At 67.8% G+C, this 24,520-nt stretch carries 17 protein-coding genes; 13 read left to right on the top strand and 4 right to left on the bottom strand.

Annotated elements, in window-relative coordinates:
• The first annotated feature begins 121 nt into the window (after positions 1-121).
• Positions 122-1,075: a winged helix-turn-helix transcriptional regulator gene (locus ABDZ95_RS14130; protein WP_343794608.1), complete on the top strand. Its 954-nt coding sequence runs from the start codon at positions 122-124 to the stop codon at positions 1,073-1,075.
• A gap of 8 nt (positions 1,076-1,083) precedes the next feature.
• On the opposite strand, the gene ABDZ95_RS14125 is transcribed toward ABDZ95_RS14130, so the two are convergent.
• Positions 1,084-3,282 carry a TonB-dependent receptor gene (locus ABDZ95_RS14125; protein WP_343794607.1) on the bottom strand — a complete coding sequence of 733 codons (2,199 nt, stop codon included), beginning with the start codon at positions 3,280-3,282 and terminating at the stop codon, positions 1,084-1,086.
• 118 nt (positions 3,283-3,400) lie between these two features.
• Between ABDZ95_RS14125 and ABDZ95_RS14120 the strand changes: the two genes are divergently transcribed.
• The 9 genes from ABDZ95_RS14120 to ABDZ95_RS14080 are packed head-to-tail and all read left to right on the top strand — an operon-like array spanning position 3,401 to position 14,524.
• Positions 3,401-4,315 carry an SDR family NAD(P)-dependent oxidoreductase gene (locus tag ABDZ95_RS14120; protein WP_343794606.1) on the top strand — a complete coding sequence of 305 codons (915 nt, stop codon included), beginning with the start codon at positions 3,401-3,403 and terminating at the stop codon, positions 4,313-4,315.
• Positions 4,316-4,372: 57 nt separating this feature from the next.
• A complete protein-coding gene (locus ABDZ95_RS14115) occupies positions 4,373-5,842 on the top strand; it encodes a carotenoid oxygenase family protein (protein WP_343794605.1) in 1,470 nt (489 codons plus the stop codon).
• A 9-nt stretch (positions 5,843-5,851) separates the two neighbouring features.
• Complete coding sequence (locus ABDZ95_RS14110; protein ID WP_343794604.1) at positions 5,852-7,003, top strand: acetyl-CoA C-acyltransferase; 1,152 nt, start codon at positions 5,852-5,854, stop codon at positions 7,001-7,003.
• Between the two features lie 2 nt (positions 7,004-7,005).
• Positions 7,006-8,688 (top strand): aldehyde dehydrogenase family protein, encoded by a 1,683-nt coding sequence (locus ABDZ95_RS14105; protein WP_343794603.1) that lies wholly within the window; start codon positions 7,006-7,008, stop codon positions 8,686-8,688.
• Positions 8,685-9,914: a thiolase family protein gene (locus ABDZ95_RS14100; RefSeq protein WP_343794601.1), complete on the top strand. Its 1,230-nt coding sequence runs from the start codon at positions 8,685-8,687 to the stop codon at positions 9,912-9,914. The genes ABDZ95_RS14105 and ABDZ95_RS14100 overlap by 4 nt, the downstream gene beginning before the upstream one ends.
• Positions 9,911-11,398 carry a class I adenylate-forming enzyme family protein gene (locus ABDZ95_RS14095; RefSeq protein ID WP_343794600.1) on the top strand — a complete coding sequence of 496 codons (1,488 nt, stop codon included), beginning with the start codon at positions 9,911-9,913 and terminating at the stop codon, positions 11,396-11,398. Before ABDZ95_RS14100 ends, ABDZ95_RS14095 begins: the two co-directional genes overlap by 4 nt.
• Positions 11,395-13,110 carry a class I adenylate-forming enzyme family protein gene (locus tag ABDZ95_RS14090; protein WP_343794598.1) on the top strand — a complete coding sequence of 572 codons (1,716 nt, stop codon included), beginning with the start codon at positions 11,395-11,397 and terminating at the stop codon, positions 13,108-13,110. The genes ABDZ95_RS14095 and ABDZ95_RS14090 overlap by 4 nt, the downstream gene beginning before the upstream one ends.
• Complete coding sequence (locus ABDZ95_RS14085) at positions 13,107-14,060, top strand: NAD(P)H-dependent flavin oxidoreductase (protein WP_343794597.1); 954 nt, start codon at positions 13,107-13,109, stop codon at positions 14,058-14,060. Before ABDZ95_RS14090 ends, ABDZ95_RS14085 begins: the two co-directional genes overlap by 4 nt.
• Entirely contained in the window at positions 14,057-14,524 is a 468-nt protein-coding gene (locus ABDZ95_RS14080; RefSeq protein WP_343794596.1) for a PaaI family thioesterase, read from the top strand. Before ABDZ95_RS14085 ends, ABDZ95_RS14080 begins: the two co-directional genes overlap by 4 nt.
• A gap of 135 nt (positions 14,525-14,659) precedes the next feature.
• Here ABDZ95_RS14080 and ABDZ95_RS14075 read toward each other — a convergent pair whose 3' ends face one another.
• The gene (locus tag ABDZ95_RS14075; RefSeq protein WP_343794595.1) at positions 14,660-15,877 is read right to left on the bottom strand and encodes an acetyl-CoA acetyltransferase; all 1,218 of its coding nucleotides are present in this window, start codon (positions 15,875-15,877) and stop codon (positions 14,660-14,662) included.
• 12 nt (positions 15,878-15,889) lie between these two features.
• The gene (locus ABDZ95_RS14070) at positions 15,890-17,422 is read right to left on the bottom strand and encodes a carotenoid oxygenase family protein (protein WP_343794594.1); all 1,533 of its coding nucleotides are present in this window, start codon (positions 17,420-17,422) and stop codon (positions 15,890-15,892) included.
• Between the two features lie 134 nt (positions 17,423-17,556).
• On the opposite strand from ABDZ95_RS14070, the gene ABDZ95_RS14065 reads away from it, so the two are divergent.
• Positions 17,557-18,744, top strand: a complete 1,188-nt coding sequence (locus ABDZ95_RS14065; RefSeq protein ID WP_343794593.1) for an acyl-CoA dehydrogenase family protein — start codon at positions 17,557-17,559, stop codon at positions 18,742-18,744.
• A 73-nt stretch (positions 18,745-18,817) separates the two neighbouring features.
• Here the strand turns inward: ABDZ95_RS14065 and ABDZ95_RS14060 are convergent, their stop codons facing one another.
• Entirely contained in the window at positions 18,818-21,151 is a 2,334-nt protein-coding gene (locus ABDZ95_RS14060) for a TonB-dependent receptor (RefSeq protein ID WP_343794592.1), read from the bottom strand.
• A gap of 375 nt (positions 21,152-21,526) precedes the next feature.
• Here ABDZ95_RS14060 and ABDZ95_RS14055 point away from each other — a divergent pair, with 375 nt between their 5' ends.
• A complete protein-coding gene (locus ABDZ95_RS14055) occupies positions 21,527-22,891 on the top strand; it encodes a spinster family MFS transporter (protein ID WP_343794591.1) in 1,365 nt (454 codons plus the stop codon).
• Positions 22,888-24,516, top strand: a complete 1,629-nt coding sequence (locus tag ABDZ95_RS14050; RefSeq protein WP_343794590.1) for an AMP-binding protein — start codon at positions 22,888-22,890, stop codon at positions 24,514-24,516. The genes ABDZ95_RS14055 and ABDZ95_RS14050 overlap by 4 nt, the downstream gene beginning before the upstream one ends.
• Positions 24,517-24,520 lie beyond the last annotated feature (4 nt).

Below are 24,520 nucleotides of genomic sequence, written 5' to 3'. Positions count from 1 at the left end.
TAGGCTTTCGGAGCGACTTGCAAAACAGGATTTATCGCGCGAAGGACACGCGCGGTTCGGTGTGGGCGATTCACCGCAGGTGGTGCTATCAAGACCTCCGGGCAGGGACGAAAGAGGGCTCGTGGACCAGATTTCCACACGCGATCTGATCATGGGCAATCCGGTGGCCCGCGCCTTTGCGGTGACCGGCGACGCCTGGACCCAGCTCATCCTGCGCGAGGCGTTCTATGGCGCGCGCCGGTTCTCGCAGTGGCGCGACCGTCTCGGCATGCCGCGCAGCGTCCTGACCGACCGCCTGAACCGCCTCGTCGCCGCCGGCCTGCTGGAGCAGCGCGGGGCGAAGGACTCGGCGACCCGGCTGGAGTACCGCCTGACCGAGATGGGTCTGGACATGTTCGGCGTCGCCGTCATGCAGGGCCAGTGGGAACGCAAATGGGCGCGCTCGCCGCTCCAGGAGCGCTACGCCCTCGCCTTCTTCGACCGGCAGAGCGGCGAACGGGTCATGCCGGCGATCTTCGACCACGAGCGCGGCCATCCGGTCGATCCGAAACAGGTCCGCTGGGACGCCGGCGAAGGCCTGACCGCCATCGCACCGCCCACCTCGCGCCGCCGTCGCACCCAACCGATCGAGACCGACCGGGCGATCATCGACCGCTCCACCGACATCATGGGCGACTACTGGAGCTGGGCGGTGCTGGCCGCGGCCTTCTTCCGCCTCCGTCGCTTCGACGAGATCCACGAGGCGCTGGGCGTCGCCACCAACATCCTCGCCGACCGCCTGAACCGCATGGTCCTGCACGGCGTCCTGCAGAAGAAGCTCTACCAGAAGGCGCCGCCCCGGTTCGAATACCGGCTGACGCGCGCGGGTCTGGACCTGTTCCCGATGATCATGGCGATGCACGGCTGGAGCGAGCGCTGGCTCTGCCCGGACGGCGTGCCGCTGAAGCTGGTGGACGTGAAGACGGGCGAGCCGATCCATCCGATCGTCTGTGACCTGGCCACCGGCCAGCGTCTGGACCCCCGCAATATCCGCTGGGAGGTCGAGGCGGCGCCGGAAGATCCCGACGCCGCCTGATCCTGTCGTCAGAAGCTCTGGCTGATCGCTAGGCCGAAGGAGCGCGGAGCCCCGAACACGCTGAAGCCGATGCCCACGTTCTTGATGATGTGGGTCTGGTACTCGGTGTCCGTCAGGTTCTTGCCGTAGACCGACAGCTTCAGGCCCGACGGCGACTCCCACGAGGCGAAGGCGCTGACCAGCTCGTGCGCCGGCGACAGGACCTCGGGGTTGTTCGACGGGTCGAAGAAGAAGTCGTCGGTCCACTGATAGTCGGCCCGCATCGCCAGCGTGCCGCCCATCACGTCCCACTCACTGTCCACGTACAGGGTGTACTGGCTGTCCGGCGAACGCGGCAGGGCGTTGCCGTTGTAGGGCAGCACCAGAGCGCCCGACACCGCGTTCGAGGTGAAGCGCGCGTCCAGCGAGGTGTACGAGCCGCCGATCGTGACGTTGTTGCTCAGCGCCAGCGCCGTCTCGATCTCGAAGCCGTCGACCTCGGCCTGGGCGTTGGACGTGACCAGCGCCAGACCCAGCAGCTCGTAGACCTGCAGGTCGGTGTAATCGAGCTTGAAGGCGGCCGCGTTGAACCGCAGGCGGCCCATCAGCGTGGACTTGATGCCGATCTCGTAGTTGTCCAGCAGCTCCGATGACAGCGGGGTCAGGGCCTGAACGCCCGACTGCGCCGTCGACGGGAAGGAGCCCGCCTTGTAGCCACGGTCGTAACTGGCGTAGAGGCGCACGTTCTCGAACGGCTCGACCGCCAGCGCGATCTTCCAGCTCGGCTCGCTAAAGCTCTCGTCACCGGTGACGGTGTACGGCGCGCCGCCCGGCCCCAGCGGGATCCCGACCGGCGGATTGGCCCCGCCCTCGTTGTCGATCGCGACCTGATGGATCTCGCGATAATCGTGGGTCCAGCGCGCGCCGAGCGTCAGCTCCCAGATATCCGCGAACGGAATATTGGCCTGACCGAAGACCGCATAGCTGCGGTTGGTCGCATCCTGCAGGAAGGTGGTGTCGCCGCCGAACGACGGCGGGGCGATCGGCAGGGCCGCGCCGACGACGAAGCGCTCGCTGCGCTCGATCTCTTCGTTGAAGAAGTAGGCGCCGGCGACCCAGTTGATCGGCGAATCCGGCTTCGAGACCAGCCGGAACTCCTGGCTGAACTGCCGCGCGACCTCCGAAGCCTGGTCATCGACGATCAGGGGGAAGGCCGGGAACTGCAGGCCGCCCAGGTTGTCGCGCCACGAGTAGTCGTTGTCGCGATAGGAGGTCAGCGAGACGAAGTCGAAGTTATCGCCCTCGTGCTCGATACGGCCGGTCAGGCCGAAGTTGGTCCGTTCCTGATAGTTGTCCGCCGAGGAGAAGCTCTGGCGACGATCCAGACCGGCGCGCAGGGTGTTGATCAGGGCGACGAAGGCAGGGGCGGTGGCCGACGTCGTGACCGGGATGCGGGCATGGCCGTCCATGTCGTCCTCGGAATAGTCCCCGCTGACCAGATAGCTCCAGTTGCCTGCGTCCTTCAGGAACGACAGACGGCCGCCCCACGACGTCCCGCCCTCAAGGCTGCGCCCGGTGGGCACGTTCTCGGCATAGCCGTCGTTGGTGTTGTACCGCCCCGCGAAGCGGATCGCGGCGTCCTCGCCGATCTGGCGGTTGATGACGCCTTCCAGACCGTACTCCGAGAAGCTGCCGACGCGCGCCGTGATGCTGCCCTCGTCCGAGAACACCGGCCGGCGGGTGTAGATGTTCAGCGCGCCGCCCGAGGCGTTGCGACCGTACAGCGTCCCCTGCGGCCCGCGCAGGACCTCGACCCGTTCGATGTCGAGGAAGGCCAGGGCGCTGGCGCCCGAACGGCCGATCGAGACCTCGTCGATGGATACGCCGATCGACGGATCGCTGGCGGCCGAGTCGCTCGAGGTGCCGACGCCGCGGATGTAGAGCTGCGGCTCGCCAATGTTGAACTGGGTCAGGGTCACGCCCGGCGCCTTGGCGGCGATGTCCTGAATGCCGGTGGCCGCGGTGCGCTCCAGCGTCTCGGCGTTGAACGCCGTGATCGCGATCGGCACATCCTGCAGGCTCTGCTCGCGCCTCTGGGCGGTGACGATCACCTCGTCCAGGGTGGCCGCGGCAGGCTCTTGGGCCTGTTGCGCGAAGACCGGTGTTGCGAGCGCCGCGCCCAGCATGAGAGCCGCGGCGGACACAGTGGTGACGCTGACTGACTTCATTCCGAATTCCCTCCCCGGGATCAGCGGCCCTCGTTGATCGAAAGCTCGACTATGGAAGGTAGCTTGCGCCAACGGACCACATTTGCAAGTCTTTTTACGCAAGCATGGAGGGGATGTAATGCAGGGCATGTCGCTGGACGGACGGGTCGTTGTGGTCACCGGCGCGGGGCGTGGCCTGGGCCTCGCCTATGCGCTGGATCTGGCGGCGCGTGGCGCGAAGGTGGTGGTCAATACCCGCCCCCGCGCCTCGGGCCAGCCGGCCTCCGCTGAAGGCGTCGTCGAGCGAATCCGAAACGCCGGCGGCGAGGCCGTCGCCTGCCCTCTCGCAGTCGAGTCGGAGGACGCCGGCGAGCGCCTGCTGCAGGCGGCTCTGGACGCCTTCGGCCGCATCGACGGTCTGGTGAACAACGCCGGCGCGCCAGAGGCGAAGACCCTGCACAAGCAGACGCTGGCCGAGCTGCGCTCGGTGTTCGAGATCAACTATTTCGGCACCGTCAGCGCGACCCTGCCGATCTACCGGCACATGCGCGACCAGGGCGCGGGCCGCATCGTAATCACCACCTCGGCCGCTGGTCTGCATGGCGTGCATGGCATGGCGGCCTACTCCTCGTCCAAGGCCGCGCTGATCGGCCTGATGCGCGTCATGGCGCTGGAAGGCGCCTCGAAGGGTGTCCACGCCAACGCCGTCGCTCCCTACGCCCTGACCGGCATGACCGAGGGCTATGTGAGCGACGACATCGGCCGCGCCATGCCGCCGGAATACGTCGCGCCGGTCGTCAGCTGGTTGATGACCGAGGGCTGTCCGCTGAACGGCGAGACGCTCGTCGCCGGCGCTGGAAAGGTTCGGCGCGCAGTGCGGATCGAGGGCCCCGGCGTCCAGTTCGACCGGCCGGAGGACGTCACTCCCGACGATCTGATGGCGGCCCTCGGCCCCCTGATGTCGCTGGAGGACTGGAGCCTGCCTACGGACGGCAACGCCGCCTTCGACGCCTTCCTCGGATCCCGCCCCGCGACGGCCATCCGACTTTCGTGACTTGCGTTAAGAAACCCAACAGCGCAGATTGCCTGCCGGATTCCACGGAGGTCGACCATGGCTGACGACGCTGCCGTACTTCGCCGGACCGAGACCGGTGAACTCAGCGAACTCAATGCTCTGAACCCCTATCTTCAGGGCCTGTACGAACCTGTAGCGCGCGAAACCACCGCGCTGGAGCTGACGGTCATCGGTGAGATTCCGAAGGACCTGCACGGCGCCTTCGTCCGCAACGGGCCCAATCCCGCCCACGTCCCGGCCGGCCTGCACCACTGGTTCGACGGCGACGGCATGGTGCACGGCGTCTATTTCGAGAACGGCAAGGCCGAGTACCGGAACCGCTACGTCTGGACGTCTGACTACAGGGCCGAACAGAAGGGGCTGGAGATCGGCGCCGGCGGCGTGATGCTGCCCTCCGCCCGCGCCCGCGCCGACTCGGGCCGTGGCGATCTGGTCTACAAAGACACCGCCAATACCGACCTGGTCTTTCACAACGGCTCGCTGATGGCCCTGTGGTACATCTCCGGCAAGCCGGTGCGCGTAGACGCCCGCACGCTGGAGAGCATGGGCAACGAGGACTTCGGCGGCGCACTGCCCCGCCACGTCTCGGCCCATGGCAAGGTCGATCCGAAGACCGGCGAGTTCTGCTTCTTCGACTATTCGCTCTACGAGCCGTGGATGACGTTCGGCGTCGTCGACGCGCAGAACAACCTCACCAATTTCCAGAAGGTCGACCTGCCCGGACCGCGCCTGCCGCACGACATGGGCCTGACCGAGAACTACATCATCCTGCACGACCTGCCCGTGGTCTTCACCGAGGCCGGGCTGCGCAACTCGATGTGGCAGATCAAGGTCGCCGACCAGCCCGCGCGCTTCGGCGTCGTGCCCAAGAACGGCAAGGGCGATCAGGTCCGCTGGTTCGAGACCGACACCTGCTACATCTATCACGTCGCAAATGCCTGGGAGGACGGCGACGAGGTGGTCATGACCGCCTGCATGATGACGCCCAACGGCTATCCGCCGAACCCCGCCTACGGCCCCTACGCCTCGATGGTGAACGTGCTGGCGCTGAACGCCGTGCCGGTCGAGTGGCGGATGAACATGGTCACGGGCGAGGTGAAGAAACGCCAGCTCGACGACCGGATCGGCGAGTTCCCGGTGGTCAATCTGGAGTTCACCGGTCGCAAGACAAACTGGTCGTATCATGTTGAAATGTCGAAGCAGGAGCTCCAGCGCTTCGCGGGCCTGATCAAGTACGACCTTCGCACCGGCGCGGCGCAGACCCATCGCTTCGCTGACGGCGTGGGAGGGTCCGAACCCGCCTTCGCCCCCCGCATCGGCGCGGTCGACGAGGACGACGGCTACGTCATCGCCTTCACCACCGACGAGGCCACCGGCCGGTCGGAGGTGCAGATCCTCGCGGCCAAGGATTTCGAGGCCGGGCCCATCGCTCGCGTCCTGCTCCCCGCCCGCGTGCCCGCCGGCTTCCACGGGACCTGGGCGCCCGGCGACCGCATCTCGGCCTGAGGACCTCGCATGACCGCATACATCGTCGACGCCGTCCGCACGCCCCGCGCCAAGGCCCGCCCCGATGGCGGACTCGCCGCGCTGAAACCTCATGAACTGGTCGGCGGCCTGATCGACGCGCTGGACCAGCGCAACGGCGGCGCAGCGCGCAAGGCCGACGCCCTGATCCTCGGCGCGGTCGGACAGGTCGGCGCCCAGGGCGCGAACGTCGCGCTGGTGTCCAAGATGCACGCCGGCCTGCCGGACGACGCCTTCGCCTTCAGCCTGAACAACTACTGCGTCTCAGGCCTGACCGCGATCGGCCAGGCGGCCAACATGGTCGAGGCGGGCAATGCGAAGACGGCATTGGCCGGCGGGGTCGAGATGATGTCGCGCGTCCCTTTCATGGGCGACAGGGCCGACTATTACGAGGACGCCAGCTTCCCCCATCGCACCCGCTACATCCCCGTCGTTGTCGCCGCCGACCGGCTGGCCGAGGACATCGGCGTGTCGCGACAGGAGATGGACGAGGCCGCCCTTCGCTCGCAGCAACGCGCCGCCGCGGCCGAGGGCACGGCTCTGGTGAAGTCGCGCATTCCACTGAACGGTCTCGATCGGGAAGAGCCCGCCCGCGCCTCGACCACCGCCGAGAGTCTCGCCGCCATGGAGCCGGCCTTCGCGCCGCTGGGGGAACAGTATGCCGAGGCGCTGAACGGCCGGACCATCGACCACCGCCACACGGTCGCCCACGCCCCGCCCATGTGCGACGGCGCAGGCCTGTCTCTGGTCAGCGCCGCGGCCGAGGGCGCCCGCGCCCGCATCGTCGCCTACGCCGAGGCCGGCGGCGATCCCGAGGCCTCCTTGACCGCCGGCTTCACCGCCATGGATCGCGCGCTGGCGAAGGCCGGCATGACGCTCGACGACATGGACCGCATCGAGTTCATGGAGGCCTTCGCCGTCACCATCGTGAAGTTCACCCGCGAGCGGAAGGTCGACCTCGACAAGGTCAACGTCGGCGGCGGCCACATGGCGAAGGGTCACCCGATGGGCGCCACCGGGGCCATTCTTCTGTCGTCGCTGCTGGATGCGCTGGACGCAGCCGATGGCCGTTACGGCATCGTCGTGGCCGCGGGCGCCCAGGGCGTCGGCGCGGCCATGGTCGTCGAGCGGCTGGACCACTGAGCATGGACGGCGCTGGCCTCGACCGGAATGCGGAGCTGATCGCGCGCCACGCCGCGACGCTGGAGGCCGCCATCGACGCGGTGCGCACCCGTCGCGCCTGGAGCCCGTACAGCGACTCCCCGTCGACGAAGATCCACGGCGCCGACAAACCGCCGGCCGGCAAGACCGCGTTCGAGGCCCGACTGGGCACGACCATCGATCTGAACCAGCCCGGTCCGACCGGCGCGACGGTCGGCGAGGAGGTCTCGCCCTACACCGGCCAGCCGCTGGGCATCCGCTACGCCGTCCATGATCCCGACGCCCTCGTTGCCGGCGCCATGCGGGCGATGACCGGCTGGCGCGATACCGACTTCGAGCTGCGCATCGCCCTTTGCCTCGAGATGGCGCACCGTCTCTACGACCGCAATTTCGAGATGGCCCACGCCGTCATGCACGTCGCGGGGCAGAGCTACACCCAGGCCTTCAGCGGCTCGGGCCCCAATGCGCTGGATCGTGGCGTGGAGGCCCTCGCCTATGCCGCCAAGGCCATGCGCGACGTCGCCCCGACTGCCGACTACCACCGTCCGTTCGGCGCGGAGCAGGTGGCGCTGCGCAAGACCTACACGCTCGTCCCGCGCGGCGTCGGCCTGGTCATCTGCTGCGCCTCCTTCCCCACGTGGAACGCCTATCCCGCCATGTTCGCCAGTCTGGCGACGGGCAACCCGGTGATCGTCAAGCCGCACCCCATCGCCGTGCTGCCGATGGCCATCGTCGTCGAGACCTGCCGGCAGGTGCTGGCGGATCACGGCTTCGATCCGAACCTCGTGACCCTGGCGGTCGACACCCTCGCCGAGCCCGTCGCCGGTCGCTTCGTCGATCATCCCGACGTGCAGATCATCGATTTCACCGGCAGCCCCCGCTATGGCGGCCATCTGGAGCGCACGGTGACCGGCAAGCTGCTGTTCACCGAGACCGCCGGCGTTAACACGATCGTGGTCGACAGCGTCGCCGACTTGGACGCCGTCGCCCGCGCCATCGCCCGTTCGTCCAGCCTGTTCTCGGCCCAGATGTGCACCAGCCCGCAGACGGTCTACATCGCGCCGGACCTGTTCGAGCCCCTGTCGGCCGCCATCGTCGAACAGGTCGACGCCATCGCCGCCGACCCGGCGCAGGCTGCAGGCATCATGGGCGCCATTCAGGGGCAGGTCAGTCTCGACGTCGTCGCCGAAACCCGCAGGTCCGTCGAAGGGCTGGAAAGCGTCCGCGTCCTGCGCGAGGCCGCGCCCTACCCTCACCCACAGTTCCCCGACGCCCGCACCCTGACGCCGCTGGTCATCGCCATCGAGGGCGGCGACCGTCACGATCTCTACGCCGCGGAGCGCTTCGGCCCGGTCCTCTTCCTCGTCCGCCGTCCGGCCGACGAGGCGGTGATGGAGGCGACCTGGCTGGCAAAGACCCGCGGCTCGATCAGCTCGTACCTCTACTCGACCGACGAGGACTTCATCGACCGGTCGACCCCCGCCTACGAGGCCGCCGGGGCCAATCTGTCGATCAACCTGACCGGCGCGATGTGGATCAACTTCGCCGCCGCCTACAGCGACTATCACGTCACCGGCCTGAACCCGGCGGGCAACGCCTGCCTGGCCGATCTGGCCTTCGTGGCCTCGCGGTTCCGGATCGTCCAGCGGCGGCGGCCCATCGCGTGAGCCTCGACGTCTTCATCGCCGGCGCCTCCATGACCGCCTTCGGCAAGCGCCCCGCCGACAGCGTGAAGACGCTGACGGCCGAGGCCGTGACCGCCGTGCTGGCCGACGCCGGCGCGACGACAGGCGACATCGAGGCCGCCTGGTTCTCCAACACCCGCCAGCCCATGCTGGAGGGGCAGAACACCGTGCGCGGCCAGATCGCCCTGCGCCCGCTGGGCCTGACCGGCATCCCGGTCGTCAACGTCGAGAACGCCTGCGCCTCCGGCTCGACCGCCCTGCTGCAGGCGATCCACTGGCTCCGCGCCGGCGCGGGCGACATCGCCCTGGTCGTCGGCGCCGAGAAGATGGTCTTCCCGGATCGCCCGGAACAGGTCGCCGCCGCCTTCATGGGAGGGACCGACATCCACGATCGCGAGGGCGTGCTCGACTACATCCGCGCCATGGGCGGCGAGGCGCCGGAAGATGGCCGCAGCCTGTTCATGGACCTCTACGCCGCACAGGCCCGCGCCCACATGGCCCGCTTCGGCACGACGCAGGCGGACCTCGCCCGGCTGGCCGCCAAGAACCACACAGCCGCCGCGGGCAATCCCCGCTCCCAGTACCGGACGCCGATGACGGCCGGGCAGGTGCTGGCCGACAAGCCGATCGTCTTCCCCTTCACCCGCGCCATGTGCGCCCCCGTCAGCGACGGCGCCGCCGCCCTGATCGTCTGCTCGGCCAGAGGCCTGAAGCGTCTGAACGCCGAGGCTCGCGCCATTCGCATCCGAGGCTGCGCCCTGCTCAGCGCCAGCGACCGCGCGCCGAACGCCTTCGACCAGCACATCGGCCGCCGCGCCGCCGACGCCGCATTCGAACAGGCCGGCATCGCGCCCGCTGACATCGACCTCGCCGAGGTCCACGACGCCACCAGCTACGCCGAACTGCAGCAGATCGAGAACCTCGGCCTCGCCGAACCCGGCACGGTGGGTGCCCGCGCGGCGAAGGGCGACTTCGCCCTGGGCGGCCACACTCCCGTGAACCCTTCCGGCGGCCTCGTCGCCAAGGGACACCCGGTCGGCGCGACAGGGTTGGCCCAGCTGTTCGAACTGACCACTCAGCTGCGCGGCGAGGCCGGCAAGCGACAGGTGGAAGGCGCCCGCATCGCCGTGGCCGAGAACGGCGGCGGCTTCCTCGACGTCGAGGAGGCGGCGACGGTCGTCACCGTTCTGGAACGGAAGGCCGCATGAGCCATCCGATCCACGCGCTCTACGCCAACCTGTCCGCTAGGGCCGACCGCCCGGCCCTGTCCGACGGCGACACGGTCGTCACTCATGGCGAACTGATCGCCCTCGTCGAGCGCGCGGCCGCCGACCTCGCCGCGCGCGGCCTCGGCCCCCGCGATCGTATAGGCCTGTGCGCCGCCAACAGCTGGCGGCATGTCGTCGCCTATCTGGCCATCCTGCGCGCCGGCGCCGTCTGGACGCCCCTGAACCCGCGCAACGGCCCTTCCCTGAACGGCGAGTTCCAGCGCCGCGCCGGCCTGTCCCTGACGCTGCATGACGCGGCCTCGGTCGGCTCGCTCGGCTCGACCGCCCGCCCCCTGCCGCTGGAGGCGTGGCTAGATGGACTGGCGGACGGCGTCCCTCCACCGATCCACGACGATCCCGCCGCCCCCTTCGCCCTGAAGTTCACCGGCGGCTCGACCGGCGTGCCCAAGGGCGTGGTGCAGAGCCAGGCCAGCGGCGCGGCCGCCCTCGCCTCCCTATCGGCCTTCTACGACTTCACCGCCGACGACGTGAACCTGGCCGTCGCGCCCCTGACCCACGGCTCGTCCCACTACATCCTGCCGGTTCTGGCCGCCGGCGGCGCCCACGTCCTGCTGCCGACGCCCGACCGCGCCGCCATCCTGTCCGAGCTGAAGTCCCGCGTCAGCGTGACCTTCCTGCCGCCCACCCTGATCGCCCTGCTGATGGCCGAGGCGGACTTCGCGCCGGCCGACTTCCCGCGTCTGCGCCACGTCACCTATTCGGCCGCCCCTATGTCGCCCGCCCGGATCGAACAGGCCATCGCCCGCTTCGGCCCGGTGCTCTCCACCCTGTACGGCCAGACCGAGGCCCCCATGACGGTCACCGGCCTGTCGCCCGCCGAGATGACCGATCCGGCGCTGCGCGCCTCCGTCGGCCGCCTCTTCCCCGGCACGCCGGTCGCCGTCCTGACCGCCTCCGGCGTCGCCGGTCACGGCGAGGGCGAGGTGCTGGTCGGCGGCGATCTGGCCCGCACCGAATACCTCGATGCCCCCGAACTGACCGCCGCCTCGCGCCACGAGGGCTGGCTGAAGACCGGCGACCTCGGGCGACTGGACAAGGACGGCCTGCTGACCCTGATCGGCCGCTCGAAGGACCTGATCATCACCGGCGGCTACAACGTCTATCCGGCCGAGGTCGAGGCTGCCCTCACCGCCCATCCCGCCGTGCGTGAGGCCTGCGCCTTCGCACTGCCGGACGAGGTCTGGGGCGAGCGTCTGGAGGCCGCCGTCGCCGTGGACGCCCCGTTCGCGGATGACGCCGCCCTCAAGGCCTTCGTGCGCGACGCCATCGGCCCGGTGCGCACGCCCAAACGCCTGCACCTGATGCCCGCCCTGCCCCGCAATCCGGTCGGCAAGGTGGTCCGCGGCGATGTCCGCGACCTGCTCTATCCTGTCGACCCCCAACCCTTGGAGGCCCTGCGATGATCGTCATTCCGGAAACCCGCATCCGCGAGATGAAGGCGAAGGGCTGGTGGGGCGACACGACCCTGGACGACCTGTTCCTGAAGCATGTGAAGGCCCATCCGGACGCGGAGGCCCTGGTCGATCCGTTCAACGCTCCCGACTTCGTCGGCGGCACGGCCGAGCGCCTGACCTGGCGTCAGACCGCCGACGCCGTCGACCGCCTCGCCGCCGTCCTGCATGGCCACGGCATCCGCAAGGACGACGTCGTCGTCATCCAGCTGCCGAACATCGCCGAGCTGACGATCGCCTATCTCGCCTGCATCCGCCTGGGCGTCATCGCCAGCCCGGCGCCGGTCCAGTATCGCGAGCACGAGTTGGGCTACATCATCGGCAAGACCGACGCCGTCGCCGCCATCACCGCCGACCGCATCGGCAAGGTCATGCACGGCGAGATGATGGTCGGCCTCAAGGCGACCTGCCTGACGCTCAAGACCGTCTTCGTCCTAGGCCAGACCTGCCCCCCGGGCGCCGAGGATCTTGAGCGGCTGATGGACGGCGTCACCCGCGACCAGCACAAGGCGACGCAGAAGGCGGCGAAGGACGCCCGCGTCACCGCCGACGACATCTTCACCATCTGCTGGACCTCCGGCACCGAGGCCCAGCCCAAGGGCGTGCCGCGCAGCCACAACGAATGGATCATCATGGGCGACGGCGTGGTGGACGCCGCCGACCTGCCTCAGGGCGCCCGGCTGCTGAACCCGTTCCCGATGGTGAACATGGCCGGCATCTCGACCGCCTTCGCCGGCTGGCTGATCCTCGGCGGCGTCCTGATCCAGCATCAACCGTTCGACCTTCCGGTGCTGCTCAAGCAGATGCGCGACGAGAAGATCGACTACACTGTCGCCCCGCCCGCCGTGCTGAACCTGCTGCTCCAGAATGAGGCGATGCTTGAAGGTATCGACTTCAAGCGACTGAAATCCATCGGTTCCGGCTCCGCACCGTTATCCGAATGGATGGTCCGGACCTTCCACGAGAAATACGGCGTCCAGATCGTCAACTACTTCGGCTCCAACGAAGGCGCCTCCTTCCCCAGCGCTCTGAAGGACCTGCCCGAGGCCGCCGATCGCGCCGCCCTCTTCCCCCGCATGGCCGAGGGCTACCGCTGGGCGTGCAAGCTGCACGACCGCGTCTTCACCCGCCTGGTCGATCCCGAAACCGAGGAAGAGATCCGCGAGAACGGCCGTTCCGGAGAGCTGCGGGTCAAGGGTGCGACCATCTTCTCCGGCTACTGGCGCTCGCCCGAGATCAACGCCCGCGCCTTCGACGCAGACGGCTGGTTCCGCACCGGTGACCTGTTCGAGCTGGCCGGCGACCGCCAGCAGTTCATCCGCTTCGTCGGCCGGCTGAAGGACATCGTCATCCGCGGCGGCATGAACATCTCGTCCGAGGAGATTGAGAACCATCTGATGGCATTCCCCGCGATCGCCGAGGCCGCCGTGGTCGGCGCGCCCGACCCGAACCTCGGCGAGCGACTCGCCGCCTTCGTCGTCTTCCGTCCCGGCCAGACCGCGACGCTGGAACAGATCAACGCCTTCCTGACCGGCGACCGCCACGTCGCCGTCTACAAACAGATCGAGCGCCTCGAGGTGGTCGACGCCCTTCCCCGTAACCCTGTCGGCAAGATCCTCAAGCGGGACCTGCGGCAGGCCTTCTCCGAGACCGAGTCTGCATGAGCACCCCCTTCGACACCCTGCGCCTGCCCGTCTTCGCGGCGCCGATGTTCCTGATCAGCGGACCGGAACTGGTCATCGCGGCCTGCAAGGCGGGCGTCGGCGGTGCCTTCCCGACGCCCAACTGCCGGACGGTCGAGGATCTGGACCAGTGGATGGGCACGATCACCGATGCGCTGAAGCCCGGCGACGCGCCGTGGATCGCCAACATGATCACCCACTCCACCAACGCCCGTCTGGCCGAGGACCTGCGGCTGGTGGCGGAGTACAAGCCGCCGGTCGTGATCACAGCCCTGGGCTCGCCGAAGCCGGTCATGGAGACGGTGAAGAGCTATGGCGGTCTGGTCTTCGCCGACGTCGTCAACATGAAGCTGGCGAAGAAGGCTGCGGAAGCGGGTGTGGACGGTCTGGCCTGCGTCAGCGCGGGCGCCGGCGGACACACTGGCCATCTGTCGCCCTTCGCCTTCATCCACGCCGTGCGTGACTTCTTCGACGGCTACATCGCCGTCGGCGGCGGCGTGGGCGATGGCGCGGGCGTGGCCGGCGCGGTCGCTGCGGGCGCGGACTTCGTCTACATGGGCACCCGCTTCCTTGCCTCCGAGGAAAGCATGGCCCAGCCCGAGTACAAGCAGATGGTGGTCGAGGCCGGGCCGGACGATCTGGTCGTCTCCGCCGCCGTCACGGGCACTCCGGCGTCGTGGCTGCGCCCCAGCCTGATCAAGGCCGGTCAGGACCCCGACAACATGGGCGCCGCGCCAGACCGCAACTACACCTCGGGCGGCTCGACCAAGCGCTGGCGCGATATCTGGGCGGCCGGTCAGGGTCTGGAGGCCGTGCGCGCCGTCGAGCCGGTCTCGGCCATCGTTGACCAGCTGTCGTCCGAATACGACGCCGCCATCGCCCGCTTCCAGTCGAAGGTCGGCGACCGCACCCGACGCGGCGCGGCGGCGTGACCATCGTCTCGCCGGTCGACTTCGACCTCGACCCGACGGCGACCGGGCTGGAGTTGCTTCAGCGCTGGGCGGAAAAGGCCCGCACCGTGGGCGGCTATCCCCAGCGGCTGGCCGTCCGCCCGGTGGCGTTCGAGGAAGGGTTCGTCCGGCTGGAGCTCGATATCGATCCCGGCCACGCCAACTTCATGGGTCTGGTCCACGGCGGCGTCTCGGCCTCGCTGATCGACGTCGCCGGCGGCAGCGCAGTCATGACCATCCTGAAGCCGGGCCAGCACCTGCTGACCACCGACCTGTCGATGCGCTTCCTGAACGCCGCCCCGATCGATTGCACCCGCCTCGATACAGTCGGCCGCATCAGCTACCGCGACGATCGCAAGGTGGTGGTCGAGGCGACCGTGGCCACCGACACCGGACTGGTCATCGCCCAAGGCACGGTCGGGGTGTCGATCCGCTCGCCGCGCTGATCGCCCTGCCAGCGACGCGGTGCGACAGAATCTGACGCACCATCGTGTCAGGCTCGCCGGGTGATCAGGTCCGCCCCATCCGGCCGCGCCGCGAAATGTGCACTAAAGTGCAGTCAAAAAATTTGTGCGGGGGTGTCAGGTCCCGATCAGGAGGCTGACCGTCGTCGTGGTCGAGCCGCCGATGTTCAGGGTCTGCACGTTGCGCGCACCCTCGACCTGCATGTCGCCGGCCGTGCCCGTCGTCTGCTTGAAGGCGTCCAGCGCCATCCGCACCCCGGTCGCCCCGACCGGGTGGCCGCAGCCGATCAGACCGCCCGAGGGATTGATCGGCAAGCGACCGCCCTTCTCGATGTCCCCGGCCTCGATCGCCTTCCAGCTTTCGCCTGGCGCGGTCAGGCCCAGATGGTCGATGGCCATGTACTCGGTCATCGAGAAGCAGTCGTGGGTCTCCACCACGTCGATCTGCTCCAGCGAGACCCCGGCGCGGGCGCGGGCGTCCTCAATGGCGCGGCGGACCTGCGGGAAAACGTACTCCTGCCCCGCGCTGTTCTCGATCTTCTTGCGATAGCTGATCGGCGCCGAGCGATGCCCCCAGCCCTTGATCCGCGGCAGGCTCTCCAAGGGAATGCCCCGCGCCCTCGCATACTCGGCGGCGCGCTCGGCCGAGGCCAGCACGACCATGGCCGCGCCGTCGGTCACCTGACCGCAGTCCGACTTGCGGGTACGCCCCTCGATGACCGGATTGGCCTCGTCGTCGGTGCTGAAGCTCAGGTTGTTGAACGACCAGCCGCGCGTCTGGGCATTGGGGTTCACCTTCGCATTGGCGAAGTTGATCTCCGAGATCCGGCGCAGATACGCCTCGTCGATGCCATAGCGCTTGTCGTACTCGTCGGTCAGGTCGCTGAAGGCGCGTGGCCAGACATAGGTCGCATCGCCGAACTCGTGGCCGGTCCACGCCGCCGCGCCGAGGTGCTCGGCCGCCGTCTGGCCGGGCACATTGCGCATCAGCTCCAGTCCCAGCACCGCCGCCGTGCCGTAGCGTCCGGCCTCGATGTCCGCCGCGGCCGCCAGCAGGGCCACACTGCCCGAGGCGCAAGCCGCCTCGTGGCGCGAGGTTGGCAGGCCGTCGAAGTCGTCATGCGCCAAGGCGAAGAAGCCGCCCAGCATCCCCTGCCCCGCGAACAGGTCGCCGACAAAGTTGCCGACGTGGCCGACGTCGATGTCCTTTGGGTCGAGGCTGACCGAGGCCAGCCCCTCGCCCAGCGCCTGTGCGAAGCCGTCGGCGATCTCCATCCCCTCCCGCGCCCAGTTCTTCGAGAAGTCCGACTGCCAGCCGCCGAGGATGTAGGTCATGCGCTTTCGTCCTTAAGCCGCGGCCTGCGAGGCCAGCGTGGCCTGCGAGGCGCGGATGGTTTCGCCCTGGGCCCAGGTCGCGTGGGTGCCGCTGGAAATGCGGCCCGGCAGGATGATCCGCGCCACCGGCTCGTCGCCGGGCTTCTGTGCATCATAGATCACGCACTCCGACCGGTTCTCGATCATGTCGGTGACGAAGGTGATCAGGTAGCCGTCGTCCTCTTCGGTGGCTCCGATGCGGGGCGCGAAGCCGGGCTCCGAGCCATAACGCTCCGGGCCGAAGTCGAGCGTCCAGCTCTCGCCGGTGTCCATGTCGTGCTTCACCAGACCGGTGAACAGGAACCAGCCGGGCTTCGACACCGCGCTGTAGGCGTAGCGGTACTTCACCCCGGCGTACTGGTTGTTGATGATGCCGAACTCCAGCACCCGGTCGTCCAGCCGCTCCTCGGTCGTCTGGCCGGTCGCCAGGTTGAAGCGCCAGCGATGCAGCTTGGGCTCCAGCATGTTCTGGTCGAGGAAGGTCATGATCCGTTCATGACCGGGCCACGCGTCCGGGCTGGTCTTCGGCACCGGATTGTCCTGGAAGTAGCCGTCCATGACGATCTCGTCGCCGTCTTCCCAGGCGTTCAGGAAGTGCAGCACATAGGTGGCGTTCGACTCGAACCAGCGCACGTCCTTCTCGGTGCCATAGCGCGGCAGGATGCCGAAGCGCGACTTCATCTCCGGATGGAAGCGCGCGGCGTGGATGCCCTTGGGCAGCAGGTCTTCCTGCCAGAACAGAGGGAAGTCGTTCAGGATCGAATAGTTGGTCGTGAACGCCATGTCGTGCGGCAGGCGCGCGCCCGGCAGAGGCACCGGCGTGAAATGCTTCAGCTTGTTGTCCGGCCCGACGACGCCGTAGTGCATGTGCGGCGCGGTCTTCGAATAGTTGAAGAACAGCAGGTCGCCGGTCTTCTCGTCGACCTTGGGGTGGGCCGAGATGCCCTCGGGCGGGCACCAGTCGACGCTGGGCAGTTGCTCCATCGTGTAGGGGTCGAGGCGATAGCCCTCGCCGCACTGGTAGAAGGTCGACAGGATGGCCCCGGCGTGAACGATGACGTCGGTCGAGGACGAGTCCTTCAGCCCGCCGTGCGCGCCCCAGCCCGGACGCTGCGACAGCGACGGATGCTCGGCCAGCCCGGCCCACAGCGCATGGCCGGCCTCCTGCTCGGCGACAAAGCCCTTGGTGCGGACGAAGCGGTTGCGATAGGCGGCCTTGCCGTCCCGGAAGCTGATCGTGTGGATCATGCCGTCGCCGTCGAACGGGTGGTAGCGGCCGATCGGCTCGTGCACCGGGTTCTCGGTGTTGCGCACATAGACGCCGTCGATGTCGGTCGGGATCGTGCCGATCACCGGCATGTCCTCGGCAGTGTGCTCCTCGTGCTGCGGCGTCCATGCCCCCGTCATGTAGGGATGCCCGGACGGCTTCAGCGTCGCCTTGAAGGCGTTGGGGGCGGTTGTGTCCTGCAGGTCAGCGCGCGCCGCGCCGGTCGGTTCGAAACCCATGATCTCTCCTTGCGGACAACACTCTACTCCAGAGTGGGTTGCGTTAGAATACCATCCTTGTCGGCGAAGGCGAGGCCTTTTAGTATCAATTCGAAAGTGACGCCGATCACGGCGGATGCAGGAAGGAAAAGACCATGGCGGACCACACACCACCGGCGCTCGACTTCGACGGCCTGCGCCCGCCTAGCCCCTTCCTGACAGAGCGCCACGACGGCTGGCGCAGCCAGCTGCGCAGCTTCGTGGATACGCACATCGCGCCAAATCTGGCCGAGTGGGACGCCGCGTCGGACTTCCCTGACAGTCTGTATTTGGAGGCCGCGAAGGCCGGCATTCTCGGCATGGGCTTCCGCGAGGATCTGGGCGGCACGGGCGAGGACATCGACCTGTGGGATCGCATCATCTTCGCCGAGGAGTTCTTCCGCCTCGGCTCCGGCGTCGTCTTCGCCGACCTCGCCACCCCGTGGATCGCCCTCCCCCCGATCATCTCCGGCGGCACGCCGGAGATGCTGGACCGCGTGGCCAAGCCTGTGCTGGCCGGCCAGAAGAAGATCGCCTTCGCCGTCACCGAACCCGGCGGCGGCTCGGACGTCTCGGGCTTCACCACGACGGCCGAGCGCAAGGGCGACGTCTTCGTCGTCAACGGCGGCAAGACCCTGATCTCCGGCGCCATGAAGGCTGACTACCTGCTGACCGCCGTGCGCACCGGCGGGCCCGGCATGGGCGGCCTGTCCATGCTGCTGATCGAGACCGACCGCCCGGGCGTGACCCGCGGCCCGGTTCCCGGCCTGCAATGGTACAACCGCAACAACGGCTGGCTCGGCTTCGAGAACGTCGAGGTCCCCGTCACCAACCTGATCGGCGTTGAGAACCGCGGCTTCGCAGGCCTCGCCGGCCAGTTCAACATCGAGCGCTTCAGCGGCATCTCGGCCACCCTGGCCATGGCCCGCACCTGCATCGCCGAGGCAATCGCCTTCGCCCGCGAGCGCCAGACCTTCGGCAAGCGCCTGATCGACCACCAGTCGATGCGCCACAAGATCGTGGAGATGATCCAGCGCCTGAAGGCCGCCTACGCCTTCCTCGACATCCTCGTCTGGCGCTTCCAGCGCGGCGAGACCCCGGTCGCCGACCTGGCCCTGCTGAAGGTCCAGGCCACGACCACGCTGGAGCACTGCGCCCGCGAGAGCCTGCAGGTCCTCGGCGGCCGCGCCTACACCGGCGACAACCGCGTCGAGCGCATCTACCGCGAGGCCCGCATCTTCGTCATCGGCGGCGGCTCCGAAGAAATCCTTCGCGACCTCGCCGCCAAGCAGATGGGCTTCTGAGACCGGACAAAGAAAAGGCCCCGCCGATCGCTCGGCGGGGCCAGTTGTCAGGAGATCGCAGCCTCGTGAGGGATCAGAAGTTGCGACGAAGGGTGATCCCGTAGGTGCGGGGATCGCCGAGGAAGGCCGAGTAGCTGCCAGCCTGGAACGTGGCCGGGATCACGCGGCGATAGTAGTCCTTGTCGAAGACGTTGCGGGCCCACAGGTCCACCGCCCAGTCGCCGCCCTCGTTGCGCAGCGAGAAGCGCGCGTTGGCGACCGAGAAGCTGCCCTGCACGCGGTTCGGGTCGAACCCGCCGGTGAAGAACTCCGAGCTGTAGCGGTTGTCGATGTAGGCCACGCCGTACAGGTCGCCGGAGATCGGGAACTCGTAGGTCACCGAGCTCACGTTCACCCAGTCTGGCGACTGCTCCATCTCGCGGCCCGAGTAGGTCGAGTTGCCCGGGTCGTTCGGATAGTAGGCGTCGGTGTAGCTGAGGCCGTTGGTGATCGTCAGGCCGTCCAGCGGACGCCAGGTCACTTCCAGCTCGACGCCTTCCGAGACGGCCTCGGCGAGGCTGCGCACGACGAAGTTCACGCCGGTGTACTCGATCAGCTGGAAGCCCTCGAACGTCTGCTTGTAGGCCGCCAGGTTGGCGATCAGGCGACGGTCGAAGAACTCGGTCTTCAGGCCGATCTCATAGGCGTCCACCGTCTCTTCCGAGAAGGCCAGATCGCGGGCGTTTGGCGTCGCAGGCGTGGTGAAGCCGGCGCGGTCGAAGTTATAGCCGCCCGACTTGTAGCCACGCGAGTACGACACATAGCCGTTGATGTTGGGCGCGAATTGGTAGGCGATATTGAAGGTGCCGGTTATGGCGTCCTCGGTTCGCGAGTCCGTATCGCCCGCCGGGTTCATCCGCGTATCCCAGAAGGGCGCGCAGAAGCGGGTGACGCCGGGAGCATCGCCGGTGGCTCGGGCGCTGTCGCAGGCCGGGTTGAAGTTCTCGCCCCAGAAGTCGATCGACTTCTTGTTCTGGGTCCAGCGCAGGCCGGCCGTGACGCTGAGGGCGTCGGTTACATTGAAGATGTTGTGGGTGAAGAACGAGATGTCCTGCCCGCTCTGCTCGCCCACACCCCGCGCGCCGTCGCCCGGCGTGAAGGCCGCCAGAGTGGTGGCCTGGAACGTCGCCGCGCCGCCGTAGATCAGCGGGTAGTCGGCGCCCATGCGATAGGCGGAGTCGTTGCGGACGTCCTCGTCCGAGTAGTAGGCGCCGACCAGCCAGTCGAGCCGGCCCGTCGTGCCCTGCAGGCGGAACTCCTGAGTGAAGACGTCGAAGTTCTGATGCAGGCCGTCCGGAGCGAAGAAGCCCAGATCCGCGCCCGAATGGTCGAAGTCCTGCGAGCGAGAGGCTTCCCAGCTGCGATAGGCAGTCACCGAGGTCAGGCTGGCCCAGCCGAGATCCCAGTCCGCCTGGGCCGAGAAGCCCCAGTCGTCGATGTTCTCGGAGTTGACCCGTCCACGCGTCTTGGACGCCTGACGGTCGAACGGATTGGTCGAGGTGTAACCAACGTTGCCGCGCGCGGCGGACAGGCTGTTGACCAGACCATAGGTCGGCCCGGCGATGGCCAGCACCGCGATGCAGCAGTTCTCTTCGCGCTGCGTATAGTCGGCGCTGAACAGCCAGCTGAGATTTTCCGACGGCTCGTAACGCAGCTTGGCGCGGACGAACTGCCGGTCGAGGTTGTCCATCGTCTCCTGGCTGTTGGCGTCAGGATAGAAGCCGTCACGCGTTTCAGAGCTGGCCTCGACACGCACCGCGGCGTTGTCCGACAGCGGCACATTGATCGCGCCGGCGACCCGCATGTTCGAGAAGGCGCCGTAGGTACCCTCAAGGCGTCCGTCGATGCCCGAGAAGCTGGGGGCGCGGGTGACGATGTTGATCAGGCCCGACGAGGTGTTGCGGCCGAACAGGGTGCCTTGCGGTCCACGCAGAACCTCGATGCGCTCGAGATCGCCCAGCTCCGACAGGGCGACACCCGTCCGGGCGCGGGTCACGCCGTCGATCACCACGCCGACCGAGGACTCGAGGCCCGGATTGGTCGAGGTCGTGCCGATACCGCGGATGCGGATGGACGAGTCGGCGCCGCCGCCGGGCGTCTGGAACTGCACGCTGGGGGCTAGACCCGTCAGCTCGCGGATATCCGAAACGCCGGAGTTCTGGAGCTGCTCGGCGCCGATCGCGGTGACGGCGACCGGAACCTCGATCAGTCGCTCCTCGCGTTTGGTGGCCGTGACGATGACGTCGTCGATGCGGCTGGTTTCCTCCTGCGGAGCCCCGGCCGGTGCTTGCTGCGCAAAGGCCGGGGTCGCGGTCAGCGATGCGGCCAGGAGCAATGCGGATACGCTGATCGAACCTCGAATGTTCACGCCTTATCCTCCCATGAGCCCCCGTTTAGCCGAGGTGCTTCGTCACTAGGTGTAACTTGCGTATTGAGACTGTCAAATAGCTTTTGTAATCAGACCAACTTCCGTGCTTGAGTGCGACATGGCGGACATAAGGACCTGCCGGAACGGGCTCACACCTCTTCCGAGAACGGGTTCAGTCGGCTCACGGGCAGGAAATTAGAACGTATTTTTCGTATGTTATGTGATCACGACCTCTCGTCGGAGTTCGGATGCCCCGCCAGCAGCGGGATGACCGGCCGCGATCGGAGGAGCGCTCTCACAAACTCGTCATTTCCGACTCCCGCGACCGTCCGTCTCACTTTCACCTTGAGATTGATCCGAGCGGACTGACGGCCCATGACCGACCTGACGACCCCTGCCCCGCCCGTCCAGCAGACGCCCGTCCAGCCGCGGATATGGCCGCACCCCGCTTGGGGCTGGTTTGCGGTGGCGGCGCTGATGATCGCCTACACCTCGAGCTTCATCGACCGGCAGATCCTGAGCCTGCTGGTCGAGCCGATCCGCGCGGACCTGGGAATCAGTGACACCGAGTTCAGCCTGCTGGCCGGACTGGCCTTCTCGCTGTTCTACACCCTGATGGGCGTCCCTCTGGCGCGGCTGGCGGATCGCGGCAGCCGGCGGATGATCATCTTCGTCGGCATCGTCGTGTGGAGCGTGATGACGGTCGCCTGCGGCCTGGCCAACAGCTTCTGGGCCCTGTTCGCGGCGCGGGTCGGCGTCGGTATCGGCGAGGCGGCCCTGTCCCCGGCGGCCTACTCCATGATTTCGGACTACTTCCCGCCCCGCATGCGGGCGCGAGCGCTCGCGGTCTATTCCATGGGCCCGTACATCGGCGCGGGACTGGCGCTGATGATCGGTGGCGGCGTGATCGACATGATCGCCCGGCACGGCTCCCTCACCCTGCCCTTCGTCGGCGAACTGGCGCCATGGCAGCAGACCTTCGTGCTGGTCGGCCTGCCCGGCCTGCTGATCGCCGCCCTGTTCCTGATCGTTCGCGAGCCACCCAGGCACGGCCTCGTGAAGGCGGACAAGAACGCCGGCGTGCTGAAGTTCATGTGGGCGCGGAAGAAGACCTTTTACGCCATGATCATGGGCTTCTCGATCTTCGGCATCGCGGGCATTTCCTACCTCGCATGGATCCCCGCGGTCCTGATCCGTCAACATGAGTGGACGGCGTCGCAGGTCGGCTTCACCTACGGGGCCGTGCTGCTGCTGGCCGCCACGCCCGGCGTTCTGGTCGGCGGCTGGCTCAGCGACTGGCTGTCGGCGCGTGGCCGCAAGGATGCGCCGCTCTATGCCGCGATCATCGGCCTGATCGGCTGTATTCCCTTCGCCATCGCGACGCCCCTGTTCGCCGACGTCAATCTGACCATCGCCTCGCTGGCGGGCTTCAGCTTCTTCGCGGGCGTCATGAACAGCCTGCCTGCCACCTCGCTGCAGTCGGTCGCGCCGAACCAGTTCCGGGCGCAGGTCACCGCCATCTACTTCCTGATCGGCAACCTGATCTCCCTGGCGGGCGGCCCGACCATCGTGGCGGCGATCAGCGACACCCTGCTGGGCGGCTCGCAGAAGATCGGCCTGTCGCTGGCCATCGTCAGCGGCGTCTGCATCACCGTCGCCACCCTGATCCTGATCAAGACCCTGCCCCACTTCCGCGCCAGCGTGGACGAGGCCGAGGAATGGCAAGGAGGTCACCAGTGAGCGGTCTGAAGCTCCCGTGGTTCGATCCGAAGCCGCCTACGGCCGACGAATGCGTCATTCCGCGCCTGATCGACCGGTTTGCGGCCGAGACGCCCGACAAGACCTTCATCCGGTATGAGACGGGCGAAACCTGGAGCTGGTCGGCGACCCGAACAAAGGCGCGCGAGACAGCGGCGGCCTTGCAGGCTCTGGGCGTCAGGAAGGCCGACATCGTCGCGGCCTGGGCGCCCAACTCCGCCGCGCTGGTTCGCTCGTGGTTCGGCGCCAACTACGCCGGCGCGGCCCTGGCCCCGATCAACACCAGCTTCCGCGGCAAGCTGCTGGAGCACGCAATCGCCAAATGTCAGGCGAAGATCCTGATCGTGCATCCGGATCTGGTCGAGCGCCTGCAGGGACTGTCCCTCGGTGCCGTCGAGACCCTGATCCTCACAGGTGAAGCCAAAGGCCCCATCGACCTCGGCGTCCGCATTCTGCCCGCTTCGACACTGGCCGGTGACGCCCCGGCCTATGTAAAGGTCGACTCCGACCCGTGGGACATGCCGGTCGTCATCTTCACCTCCGGCACTACCGGGCCGTCGAAGGCGGTGATGACCTCCTATGTGCAGGAATGGACCACCGGCAAGGTCACCTACGGCTACATGCACGGCGACGACCGGATGCTGGTCAACCTGCCGATGTTCCACGTCGGCGGCATCGCGGCGATTACCGCCGCTGTAGCGTGTGGCGGCTCCGTCGCCCTGTTCGAAGCCTTCGACACCCGGCGCTTCTGGGACGTGATCCGCGAGACGGAATCGACCGTCTGCAGCGGCTTGATCGGCGCCCTGACAGCCTTCCTGATGAAGGAGCCGCCGAAGGCTGACGACAGGGACAATCCCCTTCGGATGGTCACCCTCGCGCCGATCACCGAAGACACGGTCGCTCTCGCCGACCGGTTCGGGTTCGACTACATCTCCGGCTTCAACATGACCGAGGTCTCCGGCCCGCTGATCTGCGCGGTGAACGAGACGGTGATGCGCAGCTGCGGACGCGCGCGAGAAGGAATGGAGTGCCGGATCGTCGACGCTTTCGACAACGAGGTCCCGCATGGCGAGCCGGGCGAACTGGTGATCCGCGCGGACAATCCCTGGACGCTGAGCCACGGTTATCTGGGCGATCCGGAGGCCACGGCCGCCGCGTGGCGCAACGGCTGGTTCCACACCGGCGATCTGATGCGGCGGGACGAGGAAGGCTGCTTCTTCTTCATCGACCGCAAGAAGGACGCGATCCGTAGGCGCGGCGAGAACATGTCCTCGCTGGAGATCGAGATCGAGGTCTGTGGCCATCCGGCGGTGCGCGAGGCGGCCGCCTATGGCGTCGATCTGCCGGGCGGCGAGCAGGAGGTGATGGTCGCCGTGGCCCCCGTGCCGGGCGCGACGATCGATCCGAAGGAACTGGTCGAGTACCTGATCCCGCGCATGACCCACTTCATGGTGCCCCGCTATGTGAGGGTCGAGGCCGAGCTTCCCAAGACGCCCACGAACAAGATCCAGAAGACAGGTCTGAGGGCCGAGGGCGTGACGCCGGAGACCTTCGATCGCGAGGCCGCCGGTCTGGTTGTACGTCGGCAGAAACTCACAACCGCTTGAATCT

The organism is Brevundimonas kwangchunensis (genome assembly GCF_039523815.1).
Taxonomy (GTDB): Bacteria; Pseudomonadota; Alphaproteobacteria; order Caulobacterales; family Caulobacteraceae; genus Brevundimonas; species Brevundimonas kwangchunensis.
The sequence above is the reverse complement of the archived record's forward strand: the minus strand, read 5'-3'. Positions and strand labels throughout refer to the sequence as shown.

Coding starts and splice junctions, on each gene's coding strand:
- ABDZ95_RS14055 (WP_343794591.1), top strand. CDS start 21,527: ATGACCGACCTGACGACCCCTGCCCCGCCCGTCCAGCAGACGCCCGTC.
- ABDZ95_RS14085 (WP_343794597.1), top strand. CDS start 13,107: ATGAGCACCCCCTTCGACACCCTGCGCCTGCCCGTCTTCGCGGCGCCG.
- ABDZ95_RS14070 (WP_343794594.1), bottom strand. CDS start 17,422: ATGGGTTTCGAACCGACCGGCGCGGCGCGCGCTGACCTGCAGGACACA.
- ABDZ95_RS14125 (WP_343794607.1), bottom strand. CDS start 3,282: ATGAAGTCAGTCAGCGTCACCACTGTGTCCGCCGCGGCTCTCATGCTG.
- ABDZ95_RS14120 (WP_343794606.1), top strand. CDS start 3,401: ATGCAGGGCATGTCGCTGGACGGACGGGTCGTTGTGGTCACCGGCGCG.
- ABDZ95_RS14075 (WP_343794595.1), bottom strand. CDS start 15,877: ATGACCTACATCCTCGGCGGCTGGCAGTCGGACTTCTCGAAGAACTGG.
- ABDZ95_RS14090 (WP_343794598.1), top strand. CDS start 11,395: ATGATCGTCATTCCGGAAACCCGCATCCGCGAGATGAAGGCGAAGGGC.
- ABDZ95_RS14105 (WP_343794603.1), top strand. CDS start 7,006: ATGGACGGCGCTGGCCTCGACCGGAATGCGGAGCTGATCGCGCGCCAC.
- ABDZ95_RS14065 (WP_343794593.1), top strand. CDS start 17,557: ATGGCGGACCACACACCACCGGCGCTCGACTTCGACGGCCTGCGCCCG.
- ABDZ95_RS14110 (WP_343794604.1), top strand. CDS start 5,852: ATGACCGCATACATCGTCGACGCCGTCCGCACGCCCCGCGCCAAGGCC.
- ABDZ95_RS14095 (WP_343794600.1), top strand. CDS start 9,911: ATGAGCCATCCGATCCACGCGCTCTACGCCAACCTGTCCGCTAGGGCC.
- ABDZ95_RS14115 (WP_343794605.1), top strand. CDS start 4,373: ATGGCTGACGACGCTGCCGTACTTCGCCGGACCGAGACCGGTGAACTC.